The following is an 18776-nucleotide window of genomic DNA, read 5'->3' as shown; positions in this document are numbered from 1 at the left end:
CCTAGCGGCGCACGCCTACTCGCGCCCGGGCGTTGCCGAGGCGCTCGCGACGCCGACGTCCTGCATGAGCCATTGCGATTACGTTAGCCGCCCGGCCGGGCGCTGTCAGGCACATAATCGCTCCGGCCACGGTCAGGGGCCGGGGACGTGCCTGCCGACCAAGGGGACGAAGTTCGCGGGAGTGAGCGTCCTGCGGCGGACCAGGCGGCCGCCGAGCTTGCCGTACAGGGTGACCACGTCGGCCATGGTGGTGCGGATGGGGATGACCAGGCGGCCGCCCTCGGCGAGCTGGTCGGCCAGCGGGCCAGGCACGTCGCGGGCGGCCGCCGACACGACGACGGCGTCGTAGGGCGCGTGCTCGGGCAGGCCCGCGGTGCCGTCGCCGACCACCACCTCCACGCCGGCGACCCCGGCGGAGGCGAGGTTGGCGCGGGCGTGCTCGGCCAGGTCGGCGTGGCGCTCGATGGAGTACACGCGGCGGGCCAGCCGTGCCAGCAGGGCGGTCTGGTACCCGTACCCGGTGCCGATCTCCAGGACGGTCTCCTCGCCGGTCAGCTCCAGGGCGGCGAGCATCTGGGCGACCAGCGACGGTTGCGTCGTGGGGAGGTCGTGGCCGATCGGGACGGGCTCGTCGAGCTGGGCGCGCCCGGCCAGGCCCGGCGGCACGAACAGGTCGCGCCGCGTGACGCGGATGGCCTCCAGCAGGCGGGGATCGCTCACCCCCGCCCGTTGTGCGGCCTCCACCAGGTCCATGGTCACCGGCCGTAGGTGCCGACCAGCGTGCCGGAGGCGATCACCTTGCCCTCGACCGCGCGCCGGAACCGCTCGGCCGTGAAGCCGTCGGCCAGGCCGCTGGGGGAGGACAGGGCGTAGAGGCGGAAGAAGTACCGGTGCGGGTCGTCGCCCACGGGCGGGTGCGGCCCGCCGTACCCCTCCTGGCCGAAGTCGCTGCGTCCCACGACGTACTCCTTCAGCTCGGCCCCGGCCGCGAGCCCGTCGGTCTCGGGCGGGATGCCCGCGACCAGCCAGTGGGTGAACGTGCCGCGCGGGGCGTCTGGGTCCTCGCAGACCAGCGCGAGCTCGGCGGCCTCCGGCGGCACGCCGGACCATTCCAGCGGCGGTGAGACGTCGCCCTCCTCGTGCGAGTACTCGCGCGGGATGAGCGTGTGGTCGTCGAACGCGGAGCTCCGCAGTGTTATCCCAGCCATGCCGGTCCGCTTCCCCGGCCGGGCGGTTCGACACCGGTCGTTAGCCGTGGGGGCGCATCGCCCGCTCGGCCTTGCGCAGGGCGTGGGTCATCGTCTCCAGCTCCTCGCGGGTGAGGTTGTCGATGAGGAAGCGGCGGACCACCTCCAGGTGGCCGGGGGCGATGCGTTCCAGGCAGCGCATCCCCTCGTCGGTGAGCACCGCGACCACGCCGCGCTCGTCGGAGGGGCAGGCGGTGCGCTCGACCAGGCCGCTTCTCTCCAGCTGGGTGATCTGGTAGGTCAGCGCGCTCTTGGAGGCGATGACGCCGCGGGCCAGCTCGGTCATGCGCATGCTGCGGCCGGGCGTCTCGGACAGGCGCACGAGGATCTCGTACTGCGCGTGCGTCAGGCCCGCGGCGGCCTTCAGGTGCTCCTCGATGTGCCGGTCCAGCAGGTGGGAGACCGTGAGGAAGGTTCGCCAGGCGGCCATCTCGTCGTCGTCCAGCCACCGCGTCTGCGTCACGCGACAAGTGTACTTCTTGTTCAAATTTGTACTGCCTGCCTATAGTTGTTCAAAACTGAACGACTATCCCGAGGAGGCGTCATGCTCGACCAGGCGCGATCCATCGCCCTGCTGCTCGCCCGCGTGGCCCTGGGCGTGATCTTCTTCGTCCACGGCTGGATGAAGTTCACGACCATGGGTATCGCGGGCACGACCGCGTTCTTCGAGCAGGCCGGGGTACCGCTGGCCGGCCTCGCGGCCCCGGCCGTCGCCGTCCTGGAGGTCGCCGGCGGCATCGCGCTCATCCTGGGCGCCGCGCTGCCGGTCGTCGGCGTGCTCCTCGCGCTCGACATGGCCGGCGCGATCGTCTTCGTCCACCTCGGCAACGGCTTCCTGGCCGACAAGGGCGGCTACGAGTTCGTCCTCGCGCTGGCCGCCGGTTCGCTCGCGGTGGCCTTCAGCGGCGGCGGCGCGCTCGCCGCCGACAGCCTGTGGCGGCGCCGCTCCAGGGCCACCGCCGCCGTTTGAGCCGCGGGCGTTCGGGGAGGGGAAGCCTCTGACCAGGGAGGTTGTCCCATGACCGAGCCACAGCAGCCAGAGGTCCGGCGGTCCGGGACCGGCGACCAGGAGCCGCCGTATCCGGCGCCGGACGCCGCGCCGCCCCAGGGCAGCGGCGAGCCCACTCCCGGCACCATGCCACCCCAGGGCGGCGGGGAGCCGTCCCCGGGCACCCCGCCCCTGGGCAGTACGGCCCCGCCGGGACCCACCGGATCCCAGGGCCGGACCGGCGAGGAGATCGACGTCCACGAACTTCTGAGGCTCAAGGAGCTCAACCCCGACGACTTCGAGTAGCCGCTTCGCGAATTACTCGCTCGCCTGGCGCTGATGGAGTTGCCTGAGGCCGGAGAGGATGTTAAACAATCATTAGCACTCTCCTGATTTGAGTGCTAATGACCGGGGAATCCACGGCCTGACTTCTCGCAACGATCCGCAACGACCCAGAGGGCTGAGTCCGTCATGCGCTCATTTCTTGGTCTGCTCGGCCGTGACATGGCTGTCGACCTCGGCACGGCCAACACGCTGGTCTACGTGCGGGACCGCGGCATCGTCCTGGACGAGCCGTCGGTGGTGGCGGTCAACACCAGAACCGGCAAGATCGTGGCGGTCGGCAGCGAGGCCAAACAGATGATCGGCCGGACGCCCGGTCACATCGTCGCGATACGCCCCCTCGCCGACGGCGTCATCGCCGACCTCGACGTCGCCGAGCAAATGCTGCGCTATTTCATCCGCAAGGCCCACCACCGCCGCTACATGACCCAGCCGCGCCTGGTCGTGGCCGTGCCGCGCGGCATCACCGCCGTCGAGCAGCGCGCGGTCAAGGAGGCGGGCTACCAGGCGGGCGCCAGGCGCGTCTACATCATCGAGGAACCGATGGCGGCGGCCATCGGCGTCGGGCTGCCGGTGAACGAGGCCAGCGGCAGCATGGTCGTCGACATCGGCGGCGGCACCACCGAGGTGGCGGTGATCTCGCTGGGCGGCATCGTCACCGCGCGCTCGCTGCGCGTCGGCGGCGACGAGCTGGACCAGGCGATCATCGCCCACGTCAAGAAGGAGCACTCGCTGCTGCTCGGCGCCCGCACGGCCGAGGAGGTCAAGATCGCGATCGGTACGGCGTGCCCTCCCCACGAGGAGCAGGCCTTCCCCATCAGCGGCCGCGACCTGGTCACCGGCCTGCCCAAGACGGTCGACATCTCCAGCAGCGAGATCCACGAGGCCATCGAGGAGCCGGTCGGCATGATCGTCGACTCGGTCCAGGCGACGCTCGACGAGTGCCCGCCCGAGCTGGCCGGCGACCTGGTCAAGAACGGCATCACGCTGACCGGCGGCGGCGCGCTGCTCGACGGGCTGGACCGCCGCCTGGCCGAGGCGACGCGCATGCCGATCAAGGTCGCCGAGAACCCGCTCGCCTCCGTGGCGCTGGGCTCCGGCCGGGTGGTCGAGGACTTCGACCGCCTCCAGGGCGTGCTGGTGCCCGAACCGCGGCACTGAGGAGGGCGCCATGCGACCCGCCCGCCGGCATCGCGCCGTCCTCCTCGCGCTGGTCGCCCTGTCGGCGGCCCTCGTCACCGTCGACGTCCGCGGCGGCGCGTCGGCGCTGCGCGAATGGGGCGCGGCCGTGGTGGGGCCGGTGCAACGGCTGATCGCCGCCGGCCGCGCCGACGAGGGCCAGGAGCAGGCCGTACGGCTGGCCGCCGCCCAGTGGGCCGGCCAGGCGGGCAGCCGGCACGAGGCCCAGCGGCAGGCGATCCGCGCCGCGTGGCCGGACCTGCCCCTCGCTCTGGGCCAGGTCATCGCGGTCGGCGCCCGCGGCGACACCGTGGCCGTCGACGTCGGCACCAAGGACGGCGTGCGCGCCGACCAGATGGTGCTCACCGGCGACGGGCTCGTGGGCCGGGTGGTGGAGGCCGGGCACTCGGTCTCGACCGTCCGCCTGGCCGCCGATCCCGCCTCCAGCCTCGGCGTCCGCCTCGCCGGCTCGCGCGAGATCGGCATCGTGACCGGGCAGGGCCTGCGGCAGGGCCTGCTGCGCCTGCGCCTGCTCGCGGCCGACGCGCGGATCGAGGCCGGGCAGCGCGTGGAGACTCTGGGATCGGCCAGGAACGGGCCGTACCTGCCGGGCGTGCCGGTCGGCACGGTCGTGCGGGTGGAGCCCATGAAGGATCCGCTGGTGCGCACGGCGCTGGTGCGCCCGGCCGTCCGCTTCTCCGCCCTGGACGTGGTGGGCGTGGTGACGGGACCGGCGGGAGGCCGGGATGAGGGCTAGCGTGGTGACGGGACCGGCGGGAGGCCGGGATGAGGGGTAGCGTCGTCGTGGCGGCGGTCGCGGCGCCGGTGCTGCAGGTGAGCGTCGTGGAGCGGCTGCCGCTGCCCGGAGGCGCGGGGCCCGACGCGGTGCTGGCCGTGACCGTGGCGGTCGCCGCCGTCTGCGGCCCCCTCACGGGCGCGCCGGCCGGGTTCGCCGCCGGGCTGGTCGCGGGGCTGGTCCCGCCCGCCGACGGGCCGCTGGGCCGGGCCGCCCTGGTGCTGTGCCTGACCGGCTACGTGTGCGGGCTCGCGCGGCGGGTGCCGGCGGCCGTCAGGCTGCCCGCCGGCGTGGCCGCGGGCACGCTCGGCTACGCCCTGGTCGACATGGTGTTGCGCGATCCCCGCGCCTGGCCGCCGGCGGCCGAGCTGTCGCTGTCCGTGATCTACACCGTGCTGTTGAGCTTCCTGGCCTGGCTCGGCGCCGCGCTGTGGCGCCGCCGGGCCGCGGCTCGGAGGACCACCGATGCGCTCCCGGCTCTTGTTGGTGCATCTGCTCGTGACCTCGCTGTTTATCGTGCTTCTCGGCCGCTTGTGGCAGGTGCAGGTCGTGGACTTCGACCGATACGCCCGCGCGGCCACCGAAGACCACGTGCGCCACGTCGTCATCCCAGCCGTCCGTGGACGTATCGTCGATGACCGGGGCCGGCCGCTGGTCCGCAACCGCACGGCGATGACCGTCTCGGTGGACCTGAGCACGCTCTCGCGGCAGCCCGACGAGGGGCGCGAGGTGCTCAGGCGGCTCTCCGGGCTGCTGCGCGTGCCGCAGGAGGAGATCGCCCGGCGGGCCCGGCTGTGCGGGCCGAAGGTCGGCAGGCCGTGCTGGCCCGGCTCGCCGTACCAGCCCATCCCGGTGGCGGAGGGGGTGGACGAGCGGACCGCGATGCAGATCGTGGAGCGGCCGGAGGACTTCCCCGGCGTGGTGGCCGAGCTGCAGCCGGTGCGCGAGTACCCGAACGGGCGGCTGGCCGCCCACGTGCTGGGCTACCTGGCCCCCGAGGACCGCGCCGTGGTGGGCAGGGACGGGCTGGAGGCCGCCTACGAGGCCGACCTGCGCGGCACGCCGGGCAGCCGGGACCTCGTCGTGGACAGCGCCGGGCACGTGCTGCGCACGCTCGCCGAGCAGCCGCCCACGCCCGGCGCGACGCTGGTCACCAGCCTCGACGTCAAGGTGCAGAAGGCCGCCGAGCGGGCGCTGCGCCGCGCGGTGGAGGCGGCCAGGAAGCGCGGCAGGGTGGCCGACCAGGCCGCCGCCGTGGTCATGGAGGCGCGCACCGGCCGCATCGTGGCCATGGCGAACCTGCCCTCCTACGACCCGTCGGTGTGGGTGGGCGGTATCGACCCGGCCGACTACGCGCGGCTGACCAGCCAGAAGCGGGGCAGCCCGCTGCTGTCGCGCGCCGTCCAGGGCCAGTGGCCGCCCGGCTCCACGTGGAAGGTCACCTCCACCGCCGCCGCCGTCCGGTACGGCTACCGCCTCCGCGGCACCTACGACTGCCCCGGCACCTACCGGGTCGGCGACCGCGACTTCCGCAACTACCGCGCGGTCGACCACGGCCGCATCGACCTGCACCGCGCGCTCGTCGTCTCCTGCGACACCGTCTTCTACAAGTTCGCCTACGACATGTGGCTGCGCCGGCCGGGCAAGAAGCACCCGATGCTGAGCATGGCCAAGGCGTTCGGCTTCGGCCGCAAGACCGGCGTGGACCTGCCGGGGGAGGCGCCCGGGCACCTGCCGGACCGCGCCTGGGACTGGCCGGGCGAGGCGGCCAACTTCTCCATCGGGCAGGGCGAGATCCTCGTCACGCCGCTCCAGCTGGCCACGGCGTACGCGGCGCTGGCCAACGGCGGCACGCTGTTCAGCCCCAGGGTCGGCAAGGCGCTCGTCGGCGCCGACGGCCGCGTGCTCCGCAAGATCACCCCGCCGGTCGCCGGCCGCCTCCCCGTGGGCGCCAAGACCCTGGCCTACACGCGCAAGGCCCTCGCCGACGTGCCGAAGTCGGGCACGGCCGCCGGCGCCTTCGCCGGCTTCCCGCTGGACCGGCATCCCGTCGCGGGCAAGACCGGCACCGCCGAGGTGTTCGGACAGCAGGACACCTCGTGGTTCGCGTCGTTCGACAAGCGTTACGTCGTCGTGGTGATGGTCGCGCAGGGCGGCAACGGCGGGGAGACCGCGGCTCCCGCCGCCCGCGAGATCTGGTCGCACCTGTACGGGGTGAGCAAGCGGTGAGACGGCTGCGCGCGCTGGACTGGCGGCTCGGCGTTCCGGCCGTCGCGCTGTGCGTGACGGGCGTGCTGCTGGTGTGGTCCTCGACGCGGGCGCGGGTGCCCGAGGACCCCCAGGCTTTCCTGCGCCGCCAGGCCCTCAACGTCGCCGTCGGCCTGGTCGTCATGGTCGTCGTGGCCTCGCGCGACCACTGGACGCTGCGGGCGTGGACCGTCCCGGTGTACGCGGCCGGCTGCCTGGGCCTGCTCGCCGTCCTCACCCCGCTGGGCAAGACCGTCAACGGCTCGCAGTCGTGGCTCGGCCTGGGCCCCCTCCAGGTCCAGCCCTCGGAGATCGCCAAGCTGGCGCTGGTCTTCGGCCTGGCCGCGGTGCTCGGCGACGGCGAGGCGGAACGCCGGCCCGAGGCCGTGCGCGTGCCGGCCGCCCTCGGCGTCGCGGCCGTCCCGCTCGGGCTGGTGATGCTCCAGCCGGACCTGGGCACCGCGCTGATCATGGCGGCGACCGCGCTCGGCGTGCTGGTGGTGGCCGAGGTGCGGTGGCGGTGGATCGGCCTGCTCGTGGCCGCCGGCGTGGCCGCGGCGGCCCTGGCCTGGTGGCTGGACCTGCTCAAACCCCACCAGGTGCAGCGGCTGCTGGTCTTCGCCGACCCTGCCGCCGACCCGCAGGGCGCCGGGTACAACGCCGTGCAGGCCCTGGTGACCATCGGGTCCGGCGGGCTGTTCGGCCGGGGGCTGTTCCACGGCGACCAGACCGGCGGGCGCTTCGTGCCCGAGCAGCACACCGATTTCATCCTCACCGTCGCGGGGGAGGAGCTGGGCTTCGTCGGCGCGGCGGGCATCCTCGTGCTGCTGTGGTGCGTGCTGTGGCGGGCGCTGCACGTGGCCGGGCGGGCGGCTTCGCCGTACGGGAGGCTGGTGGCGGCGGGGATCGCCGGCTGGCTGACCGTCCAGGCGGCCGTCAACGTCGGCATGGTCGTCGGCCTGGCGCCCATCGTGGGCGTGCCGCTGCCCTTCGTCTCCTACGGCGGGTCGTCCGTCGTCACGTGCCTGGCCGCCGTGGGGGTGCTCATGTCGATCGGGGCCTCATCCGAGATTTTCCCGTCCGGGAGGTTTAGCGGGACGGCTCGCGGTGGTACGAACGATCTACCGACTTTCGGTGGTGCTTAAGACGCAGGCACTCCTGATCACCCTTTCTCCCTCCAAAAGGCGTGTCATGAAGATTGCCATCGTCGCCGCCGAGTCCCACGCCCAGCGCACGCACCTGCTGTCGGTCGCCAGGCAACTGGGCCGGGAGCACGACGTGACCGTTTACTGCCGCCGCACCAGCGACGACGCCAAGCCGATCCTGCGGCTGAGCAAGGGCGTCACCGTCGAGCACGTGGACGCCGGGCCCGCCCGCGACCTGCCCGCCGGCGAGGTGGCGCCCTACCTGCGCGAGTTCGGCATGCGGCTGCACCGCCGCTGGGAGGACGACCGGCCTGACGTGGTCCACGCCCACTCCTGGACCTGCGGCCTCGCGGCCGTGGCCGGCATCCAGGACCTGCGGCTGCCGTTCGCGCAGACGTTCGTGCCGCGGCACGGGACCGACGGCGAGAAGCAGCTGAGCGTGCAGCGCGCGCTCGGCCGGCGGGCCGACGCCGTGGTCGCCCGATCCGGCGAGGAGAAGGCCACGCTGATCAGGCTCGGCGTGCCCCGCAACCACATCTCGGTGGTGCCCTACGGGGTGGACGTCGAGAGGTTCCGCCGCCGCACGGCGGAGGAGGCGCAGCACAGCCGCAAGAGGCTGCTGCACGTCGGCTCCCTGGCCCCCGACCGCGGCGCGCACACCGCCCTCGTCGCGCTGTCGGCCGTGCCGGACGTGGAGCTGGTCCTGGCCGGCGGCCCCGCGCCGGAGGAGCTCGGCTCCGACCCGCAGGCCCGGGCGCTGCTCCGGCTGGCCGAGCGGTACGGCGTGGCCGACCGCGTCCGCCTCCTCGGCCGCGTCCCCCACGGCTCGGTGGCCAAGCTGATGCGCGGCAGCGACATCGTGCTCACGCTGCCGCGCCAGGCGCCCAAGGGCACGGTCGCCCTGGAGGCCATGGCCTGCGGAGTGCCGGTCATCGCCTCCGCGGTGGGCACCCACCTCGACTCGGTCGTCGACGAGGTGACGGGACTGCTGGTGCCGCCGGACCGCCCCGCGCAGACCGCGCGGCTGATCCGCCGGCTGCTGGCCGACCCGACCAGGCGGATCGCGATGGGCTTCGCGGGCGCCGACCGCGCCAGGTCGCGCTACGCCTGGGAGCGCGTGAGCCAGGAGATGCTGCGGGTCTACGAGTCCGCGGCCGCCTGAGCCGCCCCGATCGCACCTCGCGCATCCCCCGCCGGGACCGTCAGTGGTGGTCCTGGCGGGGGATCGTCACCTCGTGCAGGATCAGCTGGACGGCCGCCGCCACCGGGATGGCCAGCAGCGCGCCCACCACGCCCAGCAGCGTGCCGCCGATGAGCGCGGCGACGATCGTGGCCGCCGCCGGCACCTCGACCGAGCTCAGCATGACCCGCGGGGCGATCAGGTAGTTCTCCACCTGCTGGTAGACGATGAAGAACACCAGGCACGCCACGCCGACGGGCAGCGAGACGAACAGGCCGACGAGGGTCACGATGGCCGCCCCGATCGTGGCGCCGACCAGCGGGATGAGGTCGGTGATGGCCACGATGATGGCCAGCGGCAGCGCGTACGGCACGCGCAGGATCGACAGGAACAGGAACGTGGTGACCCCGGCGATCAGCGAGATGAACAGGTTGCCGGCCACGTAGCCGCCGATGCGCTTGATGATCTCGTCGCCCAGGAGCCGGATGCGGGTGCGCCTGCTGGCCGGCACCAGCCGGTAGCCGAACTGGGTGATCGAGCGCAGGGAGGCCAGGAAGTACAGGGTGAGGATCAGCACGGTCAGGGCGGAGAACACGGCGCTGAAGACCTTGCCCGCCGCGCCGAGCAGGCCGCCGAAGACCTGGCGGCCCATGTCGCCGCTGACCAGGTACTGCTGGAGCCGTTCCAGGAGCTGGTACTGCCGGTCCAGCTCGCGCACCCTCGGGTGGTTCTGCAACTCGGCGATGTAGCCGGGGAACTGGTCGACGAACTCGGCGGTCTGGGTGGTCAGCGGCGGCACGATGGCGACGCCGAAGCCCACGAAGAACGCGATGACGCCCGCGAACACCATCGAGATCGCCAGCGGCCGGGGCAGGCCGCGCCGTTCGAGCCACTCCACGGCCGGGTTCAGCCCGATGGCCAGGAACAGCGAGACCACGATCAGCACCAGCACGGAGCCGATGGCCGCGAGCGCCTGCACCAGCAGCCAGGCGGTCAGCACGCCGAGCGCGGCGGTGAAGCCGAACACGAACGGGTTGCCGGCCAGCGAGCGGCCGGGCCGGCCGAACGGCAGCGGGCTGTCCGGCTGTCCGGCGTGCCGGATGCCCTGCGGGGCGGCCGGCTGGGGATTCTCGGGCGCCCTCGGTGCGGCGGCTGGCCCAGGGGCCGGCTGGTGCGATTGAGTACTGTCGGGCGATTCGCCGGTGCGGTCTATGTGGTCGCGTTTCACCACGTGACACCTCGTTGAGGGGAGAGGTCCGTCGCACCGGCCTCTGCCCCGTTTTCAGGGGGATATGGCGGGGGAGCCGTTGTCAAGGGGGGNTCCGTCGCACCGGCCTCTGCCCCGTTTTCAGGGGGATATGGCGGGGTAGCCGTTGTCAAGGGGGTGGCCGTGATGGGCAGGGCTGAGCCGCATGAGCCATATGACGAACACGATCTTCTGGGGCAGTACCTCCAGCAGATAGGCAGGACGCCGCTGCTCACCGCCGAGCAGGAGGTGGACCTCGCCAAGCGGATCGAGGCCGGGCTGTACGCCCGCCACCTGCTCGACCAGGGCAGGGTCCAGGGCAGGGCGGCCGAGGAGCTGGAGCGGGTCGCCGCGGACGGCGAGCGGGCCAAGGACCACATGCTGCGGGCCAACCTGCGGCTGGTCGTGGCGGCGGCCAAGAGGTACTACCACCGCGGCTGGCCCCTGCTGGACCTCATCCAGGAGGGCAACCTCGGGCTGATCCACGCGGTGGAGAAGTTCGACTACGCCAGGGGCTACAAGTTCTCCACCTACGCGATGTGGTGGATCCGGCAGTCCATCGAGCGCGGGCTGGCCGACAAGAGCCGGGCCGTGCGCCTGCCGATCCACGTCGTCGAGCAGATCGCCAAGGTCAAGCGGGTCGCGCGGGACCTGGAGACGCGGCTGGGCCACGAGCCCGACGACCCCGAGGTGGCCACGGCGGCCGGGATGACCGTGGATACGCTGGCCCGCCTGCGCAGGATCGACCGCGACGTGGTCAGCCTCGACACCCCGGTGGGCGACCGGGACGACACCCGCGTCGGCGACCTGATCGCCGACGCGGAGATGGCGCCCGTCTCTGAGGTCATGGAGCACCGCGCGCTGGCCGAGGAGCTGCGGTCGCTGGTCGACCGGCTGCCCGAGCGGGAGGCCCTGATCATCACCCTCCGCTACGGGCTGAGCGACGGCATGACCCACACCTACCAGGAGATCGGCGAGCAGATCGGGCTCACCCGCGAGCGCATCCGCCAGCTGGAACGGCAGGCGCTCGGCACGCTGCGCCGCCCGGAACGGGTCCAGCCCCTGCTGGCGTGGGCCGGCTGAGGGAGGCAGCGTGACCGTCACCCGTCCGCGCCCGCTGGGCGCGTCCGAAGCCGTCGCCTCGCGGCCCAACCTAGCGCTCGTCCTGGTCAGCCTCCTGTACGGCGCGGCGCAGATGATCCTGATCTCGCCCCGGATGGGCATCGGCTGGGACGAGTCGGTGTACGCCAGCCAGCTCGCCGCGCACGCCCCGCCCGCCGTGTTCAGCGCTCCGCGCGCCCAGGGCGTGCCGCTGCTGGTCGCGCCCGTCGTGGCGGTGACCGACTCCGTCTTCGTCCTGCGCCTGTATCTGACCGCGATGTCGACGCTCTGCCTGTATGGAGCGTTCCATGTGTGGGTCAGGATCCGCGGCGACTACGTGCCGGCCGTGGCTGCGCTGCTGTTCGGCGGCTGCTGGCTGTCGCTGTTCTACGGCAACGAGGCCATGCCGAACCTGTACGTGGCGCTCGCCGCGGTCGCGGCCACCGGGCTGGTCGTCCTGGCCGCGCGCTCGCGCTGGGCACTGGCCGGGCTGGCGGGCGCGTTCGCGGTCATGTCGCTCATGCGGCCCTCCGACTCGCTGGTCGCGGCGGTGCCGCTGGCCGTCGCCGTGCCGTTCGTGTCCGGCCGGCGCCGGCTCGGGGCGTGGGCGGCGATCGTCGCGGGCCTGGCCGTGGGCTGGGGCCAGTGGGCGATCGAGGCAGAGCAGCGCTTCGGCGGCTTCCTGACCCGCCTGCGCGACGCGGGCGAGCACAACGCCACCGGGTGGACCTTCACGGTCGTGGAGCACGCCCGCGCGCTGGACGGCCCCTCGCTGTGCCGCTTCGGCGCCGACTGCGGGCCAGTCTCGCCCGTGGCGCTGATCTGGTGGCTGGCGATCCCGCTCATGGCCGCGCTGGGCCTGTGGGCGGCCTCGCGGGAGGGCCACGGCCTGCCCGTCACGCTGGCCGCGGTCACCGGCCTGACGATGGCCCTGCCGTACTTCTTCTACGTCGACTACGCGGCGCCGCGTTTCCTCATGCCCGCCTACGCGCTGCTGGCGCTGCCGATCGGGCAGGCCGCGGTGACGGGGCTGCGGATGCGCGGGGCGTTCGCGGTCGCGGTGGTCGTCGGCCTGGTGGCGCACCTGGCGATGCAGGGCGCCTACGCCGGACGGCTGGCCGCCATCAACCGCCAGGGGCGGGCGGTCATGACCAAGGCCGCCGCCGACCTGCGCGAGCTCGGCGTGCGGGCGCCCTGCATGGTGTACGGCGAGTCGGGCGTGCAGATCGGTTACCTGCTCGGCTGCGAGTCGCACGGCGTGATGCAGCGGTTCGGCGAGCGGATGCCGGTCCGCATCCGCCAGGCCATGGAACGCGGCGACCGCCTGGTGGTGGTCGTGAAGAAGCTGCCGCCTCCGCCGTACGCGAGGAGCTGGCCGGTACACGACCTGGCCGGACGCTGGAAGGCGTATATGCCCCCAGGCTCATGAGTGAGGACCGAGCGGCCCCTGCGAGGTCAGTGAGGATCGAGCGGCCCCTGCGAGGTCAGTGAGGACCGAGCAGAGAACCAGTCCCGAGCCAGCTTGGCGACGGTCTCCAGGGTGCCCGGCTCCTCGAACAGGTGCCCGGCGCCCGGCACGATCTCCAGGCGGTTCTCGCAGCGCAGCATGGCCTGGGCGGCCCGGTTGAGCTCCAGCACGTGCTCGTCCCGGCCGCCCACGATGAGCAGGGTCGGCGCGCTCACCTGGGCCAGCCGTTCCCCGGCCAGGTCGGGACGGCCGCCGCGGGAGACCACGGCGGCGATCTCGGCGCCGGGCTCGGCCGCCGCCCACAGGGCGGCGGCGGCTCCCGTGCTGGCCCCGAAGTAGCCGATGCGCTGGTTGGGCACGTACTTGCGCAGCCACTCGGTCACCTGGACCAGGCGCTCGGCCAGCAGCCCGATGTCGAACACCTTGGCCCTGTCGGTCTCCTCGGCCGGGATGAGCAGGTCGAACAGCAGCGTGCCGAGCCCGGCCTGGCGCAGGCTGGTGGCCACGAAGCGGTTGCGCGGGCTGTGGCGGCTGCTGCCGCTGCCGTGGACGAACACGACCAGCAGGTGCGCCGAGGGCGGGACGACGAGCGTGCCGGGCAGCTCGGTGTCGCCCGCCTCGATCCACACCTCCTCGGCCAGGCCGGATCCGGCCCTGGCCAGCAGGGCGACCACGTCGTCCTCGTCGACCTGGGTGAAGTCCTGGTACCACTGCCCGATGGCGATCAGGTTGCGCGGGGTGAGCACGCTGACCACCTCGTCGGCGTCCTGCCGCAGCACCTGCACGGTCTCCGGCGGGCACACCGGCGTGGCGACCACCACGCGCGCCGCCCCCTGGGCCCTGGCCACCTGGCAGGCCGCCCGCATGGTGGCCCCGGTCGCGATGCCGTCGTCCACCACCACGGCCGTCTTGTTCGCCAGCGATACCTTGTTCCGGCCGCCGCGGAAGCGGGCGGCGCGGCGCTCCAGCTCGGCCCGCTCGCGCGCCTCCACCCGGGCGACGTCCTCGGGCTCCAGGCCCGCGCGCCGCACGATGTCGTCGTTGAGGATGCGCACGCCGTCCTCGCCGATCGCGCCGAAACCCAGCTCCGGGTGGATGGGCACGCCCAGCTTGCGGACGAGGATCACATCCAGCGGGGCGTCCAGCGCCCTGGCCACCTCGTGGGCGACCGGCACGCCGCCACGCGGCAATCCGAGGACGACCACGTCCTGCCCAGTCAGGTGCCGCAGGTGCTCGGCCAGGCGCCGTCCGGCCTGGACGCGGTCGGTGAACATCACGTCCCTCCCCTCTCGGGAGACACGGCCAGGGTTACCCCAGGTCGGCCGGGCCAAACGTAGGGTGGAGGGCATGGCACGGCTGCCGGCCGAGGAGGCGCGCAGGCGGTTCGCCGCCGCGCGGGTGGCGAGGCTCGCCACGGTGAGCGCGGCGGGACTGCCGCACCTCGTCCCGGTCGTCTTCGCGGTCAGGGACGACCTGGTGGTCTTCGCCGTCGACCAGAAGCCCAAGCGGTCCGCCGACGTCAGGCGGGTGCGCAACATCGCGGACAACCCCCACGTGTGCCTGCTCGCCGACGAGTACGCCGACGACTGGTCGCGGCTGTGGTGGGCCAGGGCGGACGGCACGGCGACCGTCGTCCAGGCGGGGCCCTCGCGGGAGGGCGCGCTGGAGCTGCTGCTCGACCGGTACGAGCAGTACCGGGCCGATCCGCCGCGCGGCCCCGTGGTGGTGGTCACGGTGACCCGCTGGAGCGGCTGGGCGCACGCTAGCGGAGGCTGACGGTCAGCTCCTCCGACACCTGGGTGCCGAACTCGGCGCACGCGCCGGCGAACCGGCGCCGGATCCACTCGGCCTCCCGGCCGGTGGCCAGGCGCGTGTAGCAGAAGTCCAGGGCGATCGGTACGGCGCGCAGCCGTACCGGGCCCTGCTCGTCCAGGGTCACCAGGAAGATCAGCCCGAGGTCGTTGCGCAGGTCGGGATCGACGATGTAGTCGTCGACGAAGTCGCCCATGTCGTAGAGCACCGGTCCCTCGACCCCGTGGAAGACGTGCGCGGAATGGCCCGCCACCAGCGACGCGCCGCATTCGAGGAGGGCCTTGGCCGCCTGCCGCACGTGCGGCACCGGGCGGGCCGTCATGTTGGGCCCCCAGTGCGGGGTCACGATCGCCACGTCGGCGACGTCGCGCAGCTCGGCGACGGACTTGGCCAGCCACTCCGGCACGCCGAGCTCCAGCGGCACGTAGTTCACGCCGGGGCGGTCGTCGGTGGCCGCGAACTCGTCCGGGTGGTCGGTCACGCCCAGCACGCCGACGCGCAGCCCGGAGGCCTCCAGGACGGCCGCGCGGCGCGCCTGGGCCAGGTCGACGCCCGCGCCCACCGACAGCACGCCCGCCGCGGCCAGGTGGTCGCGCGTGTCGAGCAGCGCCTCGTAGCCGTAGTCGAGGGCGTGGTTGTTGGCCAGCGTCACGCAGTCCACGCCCAACCTGGCCAGCATGCCCGCCGCGTGCGGCGGCGCGCGGAAGTGGAACGGCTTGCCCACCGGGTCCCACCTGCTGCCGCGCGTGGAGATGCAGCACTCCAGGTTGAGCAGGACCAGGTCGGCTCCGGCCAGCACGTCCCGCACGCCCTCGTCGAACAGCTCGGCCGGGTCGCTGGTGTCCTCCAGGCGCTGGGCGACCCCGCGCCCCAGCATCGTGTCACCGGCCAGAGCGATCGTGACCGTCATCGGCCGACCTCACCTCGTCCAGGGCTGTCGAGCATGCCCATGCCGGACCCCTACCCGGGTCACAGGCCGTATTCCTCCAGCAGGCGCAGCCAGATCTCGCTGACCGAGGGGAAGGCGGGCACGGCGTGCCACAGGGTGTCCAGCGACGTCTCGGCGGTGACGGCGACGGTCGCGGCGTGCAGCAGCTCCGCCACGCCCGGTCCGGCGAACGTGACGCCGAGCAGCACCCTGCGGCGCTCGTCCACCACGGCCTTGGCCCTGCCCGCATACCCCTCGCCCAGCAGGTAGGCGCCCGAGACGCGGCCCAGGTCGTACTCCACCGCGCGCACCGTGAACCCCTTGGCGCGGGCGGCCTCCTCGGTCAGGCCCACGGCGCAGACCTGCGGGTCGGTGAAGACCACCTGGGGCGCGCCGCGCCCGTCGGCCGTGGCGAGCGCCTTCGGCGACTCGCCGCGCGCCCGCGCCACGATCGCGTCCCCGCAGATCCTGGCCTGGTACTTGCCCATGTGCGTGAGCAGGTTGCGGCCGTTGACGTCGCCCACCGCGTACAGCCAGTCCGAGCCGCGCACGAGCAGGCTGTCGTCGACCTCCAGCCGGTTCTCCTCCAGGCCGAGATCGTCGGTGGCGGGGCGGCGGCCGGTGGCCACCAGCAGCTCGTCGGCCTCAAGGGTGGAGCCGTCGTCCAGGCGCAGGGTGACCGCGCCGTCGCGCCGGACCTCGGCGACCTGGGTGCCCAGCCGTACGTCGATGCCCCTCTCCCGCATGGAGCCGGCCAGCATCTCGCCCGCGAACGGCTCCATGCGGGGCAGCAGGCCCGAGCCGCGCACGAGCATGGTGGTCTCGCGGGCGCCCAGGAAGTGCAGGGCCTGGGCCATCTCGCAGGCCACCACGCCGCCGCCCAGCACCGCCAGCCGTTCCGGCACCCGCCGTACCTCGGTGGCGTCGCGGCTGCCCCACGGCCGGGCCTCGGCCAGGCCCGGGATGGGCGGGACGACCGGCACGCTGCCCGTGGCCAGCACCACGGCGTGCCGGGCGCGCAGGCGGGTGCGGCCGCCGCCGGGTCCGGTCACCTCGACCAGGCGCGGCCCGGCGAGCCGTCCCCGGCCGCGCACGAACCGGGCGGGCAGGTCCTCGATCCAGCCCACCTGGCCGTGGTCGTCGTAGTCGGACACGGCCTCGTCCCGCCGCTTCAGCACGGCCTCGACGTCCGCCGGCCCGGCCGGCCGCAGCCCCGGCACCCGCCCCACCTCGGCGGCCAGCTCCATCGGCCGCAGCAGCGCCTTGCTGGGGATGCAGGCGTAGTAGGAGCACTCGCCCCCGGCCAGGTGCGTCTCCACGACGGCGCAGGTCAGGCCGCCGCGCACCACGCGGCCCGCCACGTTCTCGCCGGCCGGGCCGGCGCCGATGACGATCACATCGGCGACATCTGTCTGCTCATCTGGTTGTTCGTCCACCTCTACGACGGTACGACGTTCACGCCCGGCGGTCGCCCTCCGGCTCGATGGACCGGGCCAGGCGGCGCAGCGCCCCGGCGATCCGCTCCGGGCTCAGGCCCCGGTCCTGGCGCTGGTAGGTGTACACCTCGGGGGCCAGCGGCGCGAGCAGGACGTCGACGAGCGCGTCCGGGTCGGGCACGCGCGCGGCGACCAGGAGCGAGCGGACGTGGACGCGCCAGAAGCCGTACGCGCCGGTCTCGAAGCGCGAGCGGCCGGTCTCCGCGCCCAGGACCAGGTGGGCGTGGGCCTCCAGCAGCTCCACCATGGCCGCGTAGAAGGCGGCCAGCCGCTCGGCTGGAGGCGCGCCCGGCCCGAGCGGCGGCTCCCCGCGCAGCAGCCGCTCCTGCAGCTCCCGCTCGTGCGTGTCGAGCAGCGCGGTGGCGATGGCGGCGCGGTCGGGGAAGCGGCGGTAGAGCGTCCCGCGCCCCACCCCCGCCGCCCTGGCGATGTCCTCCATGGTGACGTTCGGCGCGCCCTTGGCGGCGAACAGCTCGGCGGCGGCCCGCAGGATGCGCTGCCGGTTCCGTGCGGCGTCGGCTCTCTCCACGCCTCCCAGAATAAATGGACGCTCCGTCCGGTTATCTCCTACAGTGCTAAGCGGACACGGTGTCCGCTTGACTGGAAGGAACCCGCGATGAGCAATCTGCTGCACCTGGACGCCAGCGCGCGGCGCGCGTCGATCTCGCGCGAGCTGTCCGCCGCCTACGCGCGCAACTGGCGGGCCGCGCACCCCGGCGGCGGCTACCTCTACCGCGACCTGGCCGCCGATCCCGTCCCGCACATCGGCGAGGCCTGGACCGAGCTGTGCGACTACGTGATGGCCCACGAGATCACCGACATCTCCCGCTACCGGGAGGCGGCCCGCACGCCCGCCCAGCAGGAGGCGTGGAAGATCGTGGAACCGCTGCTCGACGAGCTCGTGTGGGCCGACGTCGTGCTGATCGGCACCCCGATGTACAACTACTCGATCCCCTCGGCGCTCAAGGCGTGGCTGGACCAGGTGACCTTCCCGCGCATGCGGCTGACCGGGCGCAGGTTCGTGGTCACCAGCGCCCGGGGCGGCAGCTACGCCGAGGGCTCGCCCAAGGCGGCCTTCGACCACCAGGAGAGCTATCTGCGCGACTTCTTCGCCGGGCACTTCGCGGTCGAGGACGTCACGTTCGTCCACGCGGAGCTGTCCAACGCCCGGATCGATCCGCTGCTGGCGCACCTGCGCGAGCGGCACGAGGCGTCCCTGGCCGCGGCCAGGAAGGAGGTGAACCGGTGAACTGGCTGATCCTCCTGCTCGCCGGGCTGGTGGAGGTGGCCTGGTCGCAGAGCATCAAGCCGACCGCGAACTTCACGCGGCCCATCCCCACGATCATCTCGCTCGTGCTGATGGTCGCGGCGGTGTTCCTGCTGTCCCAGGCGATGAACACCATCCCGGTCGGCACGGCCTACGCCGTCTTCACCGGCATCGGCGCGGTCGGGGCGATCGGGCTGGGCATCTGGCTCAACGACGACCCGGTGTCGGTCGGCCGCATGGTCGCGCTGGCGATGATCGTCGGCGGGATCGTGCTGGCCAAGCTCACCTCGTGAGCGCGTCTTCAGCGGGGGCGTCATCGGGGCGGCGCCGGTGT

Annotated in this window: 20 protein-coding genes; 12 read left to right on the top strand and 8 right to left on the bottom strand. The window is 73.4% G+C overall.

Annotation, left to right across the window (positions count from 1 at the left end; translation table 11 throughout):
• Positions 1-132: 132 nt before the first annotated feature.
• Genes BSB02_RS00160 through BSB02_RS00150 form a run of 3 tightly spaced genes read right to left on the bottom strand, consistent with a single transcriptional unit; the run spans position 133 to position 1710 of the window.
• Positions 133-753: a protein-L-isoaspartate(D-aspartate) O-methyltransferase gene (locus BSB02_RS00160; RefSeq protein WP_084956167.1), complete on the bottom strand. Its 621-nt coding sequence runs from the start codon at positions 751-753 to the stop codon at positions 133-135.
• 2 nt (positions 754-755) lie between these two features.
• Positions 756-1208 (bottom strand): YbhB/YbcL family Raf kinase inhibitor-like protein, encoded by a 453-nt coding sequence (locus BSB02_RS00155; RefSeq protein WP_084955308.1) that lies wholly within the window; start codon positions 1206-1208, stop codon positions 756-758.
• 40 nt (positions 1209-1248) lie between these two features.
• A complete protein-coding gene (locus BSB02_RS00150) occupies positions 1249-1710 on the bottom strand; it encodes a MarR family winged helix-turn-helix transcriptional regulator (protein ID WP_143590104.1) in 462 nt (153 codons plus the stop codon).
• Between the two features lie 81 nt (positions 1711-1791).
• Between BSB02_RS00150 and BSB02_RS00145 the strand changes: the two genes are divergently transcribed.
• From BSB02_RS00145 to BSB02_RS00115, 7 genes are all read left to right on the top strand, one after another.
• Positions 1792-2217 (top strand): DoxX family protein, encoded by a 426-nt coding sequence (locus BSB02_RS00145; protein ID WP_084955306.1) that lies wholly within the window; start codon positions 1792-1794, stop codon positions 2215-2217.
• Between the two features lie 48 nt (positions 2218-2265).
• Positions 2266-2541 (top strand): hypothetical protein, encoded by a 276-nt coding sequence (locus BSB02_RS00140; protein ID WP_084955304.1) that lies wholly within the window; start codon positions 2266-2268, stop codon positions 2539-2541.
• Positions 2542-2706: 165 nt separating this feature from the next.
• Positions 2707-3738 (top strand): rod shape-determining protein, encoded by a 1032-nt coding sequence (gene mreB / locus BSB02_RS00135; RefSeq protein WP_084955302.1) that lies wholly within the window; start codon positions 2707-2709, stop codon positions 3736-3738.
• A 10-nt stretch (positions 3739-3748) separates the two neighbouring features.
• Positions 3749-4513, top strand: a complete 765-nt coding sequence (locus tag BSB02_RS00130) for a rod shape-determining protein MreC (protein WP_084955301.1) — start codon at positions 3749-3751, stop codon at positions 4511-4513.
• Positions 4514-5017: 504 nt separating this feature from the next.
• Entirely contained in the window at positions 5018-6781 is a 1764-nt protein-coding gene (mrdA, locus tag BSB02_RS00125) for a penicillin-binding protein 2 (protein WP_084955299.1), read from the top strand.
• Positions 6778-7944, top strand: coding sequence for a rod shape-determining protein RodA (gene rodA / locus BSB02_RS00120; protein ID WP_206184447.1), 1167 nt, complete (start codon positions 6778-6780; stop codon positions 7942-7944). The genes mrdA and rodA overlap by 4 nt, the downstream gene beginning before the upstream one ends.
• A 46-nt stretch (positions 7945-7990) precedes the next feature.
• Complete coding sequence (locus BSB02_RS00115; protein WP_084955297.1) at positions 7991-9106, top strand: glycosyltransferase; 1116 nt, start codon at positions 7991-7993, stop codon at positions 9104-9106.
• Positions 9107-9146: 40 nt separating this feature from the next.
• On the opposite strand, the gene BSB02_RS00110 is transcribed toward BSB02_RS00115, so the two are convergent.
• Positions 9147-10352, bottom strand: coding sequence for an AI-2E family transporter (locus BSB02_RS00110; RefSeq protein ID WP_240506074.1), 1206 nt, complete (start codon positions 10350-10352; stop codon positions 9147-9149).
• Positions 10353-10517: 165 nt separating this feature from the next.
• Here BSB02_RS00110 and BSB02_RS00105 point away from each other — a divergent pair, with 165 nt between their 5' ends.
• Both BSB02_RS00105 and BSB02_RS00100 read left to right on the top strand, forming a co-directional pair.
• On the top strand, positions 10518-11453 hold the full coding sequence (locus BSB02_RS00105; protein WP_084956158.1) for a sigma-70 family RNA polymerase sigma factor: 936 nt from the start codon (positions 10518-10520) through the stop codon (positions 11451-11453).
• Between the two features lie 10 nt (positions 11454-11463).
• Complete coding sequence (locus BSB02_RS00100; RefSeq protein WP_084955293.1) at positions 11464-12900, top strand: hypothetical protein; 1437 nt, start codon at positions 11464-11466, stop codon at positions 12898-12900.
• A gap of 26 nt (positions 12901-12926) precedes the next feature.
• On the opposite strand, the gene BSB02_RS00095 is transcribed toward BSB02_RS00100, so the two are convergent.
• Positions 12927-14213, bottom strand: coding sequence for a phosphoribosyltransferase family protein (locus BSB02_RS00095; RefSeq protein WP_240506073.1), 1287 nt, complete (start codon positions 14211-14213; stop codon positions 12927-12929).
• Between the two features lie 73 nt (positions 14214-14286).
• Between BSB02_RS00095 and BSB02_RS00090 the strand changes: the two genes are divergently transcribed.
• Positions 14287-14715, top strand: coding sequence for a TIGR03668 family PPOX class F420-dependent oxidoreductase (locus tag BSB02_RS00090; protein ID WP_084955290.1), 429 nt, complete (start codon positions 14287-14289; stop codon positions 14713-14715).
• Here BSB02_RS00090 and BSB02_RS00085 read toward each other — a convergent pair.
• Genes BSB02_RS00085 through BSB02_RS00075 form a run of 3 tightly spaced genes read right to left on the bottom strand, consistent with a single transcriptional unit; the run spans position 14702 to position 17704 of the window.
• Positions 14702-15661: a CapA family protein gene (locus BSB02_RS00085; protein ID WP_084955287.1), complete on the bottom strand. Its 960-nt coding sequence runs from the start codon at positions 15659-15661 to the stop codon at positions 14702-14704. The two genes, BSB02_RS00090 and BSB02_RS00085, sit on opposite strands and share 14 nt — an antisense overlap.
• Before the next feature lie 59 nt (positions 15662-15720).
• A complete protein-coding gene (locus BSB02_RS00080) occupies positions 15721-17115 on the bottom strand; it encodes a dihydrolipoyl dehydrogenase family protein (RefSeq protein WP_206184446.1) in 1395 nt (464 codons plus the stop codon).
• Between the two features lie 19 nt (positions 17116-17134).
• On the bottom strand, positions 17135-17704 hold the full coding sequence (locus BSB02_RS00075) for a TetR/AcrR family transcriptional regulator (RefSeq protein WP_084955283.1): 570 nt from the start codon (positions 17702-17704) through the stop codon (positions 17135-17137).
• A gap of 87 nt (positions 17705-17791) precedes the next feature.
• Between BSB02_RS00075 and BSB02_RS00070 the strand changes: the two genes are divergently transcribed.
• Together BSB02_RS00070 and BSB02_RS00065 are read left to right on the top strand one after the other, a co-directional pair.
• The gene (locus BSB02_RS00070) at positions 17792-18424 is read left to right on the top strand and encodes an FMN-dependent NADH-azoreductase (RefSeq protein ID WP_084955281.1); all 633 of its coding nucleotides are present in this window, start codon (positions 17792-17794) and stop codon (positions 18422-18424) included.
• Positions 18421-18735 (top strand): DMT family transporter, encoded by a 315-nt coding sequence (locus tag BSB02_RS00065; RefSeq protein ID WP_084955279.1) that lies wholly within the window; start codon positions 18421-18423, stop codon positions 18733-18735. Before BSB02_RS00070 ends, BSB02_RS00065 begins: the two co-directional genes overlap by 4 nt.
• Positions 18736-18776 lie beyond the last annotated feature (41 nt).

The sequence above is a fragment of the Thermoactinospora rubra genome, assembly GCF_002093975.1.
Classification (GTDB): Bacteria; Actinomycetota; Actinomycetes; order Streptosporangiales; family Streptosporangiaceae; genus Nonomuraea; species Nonomuraea rubra_A.
This window is presented reverse-complemented; position numbering and strand designations above follow the sequence as displayed.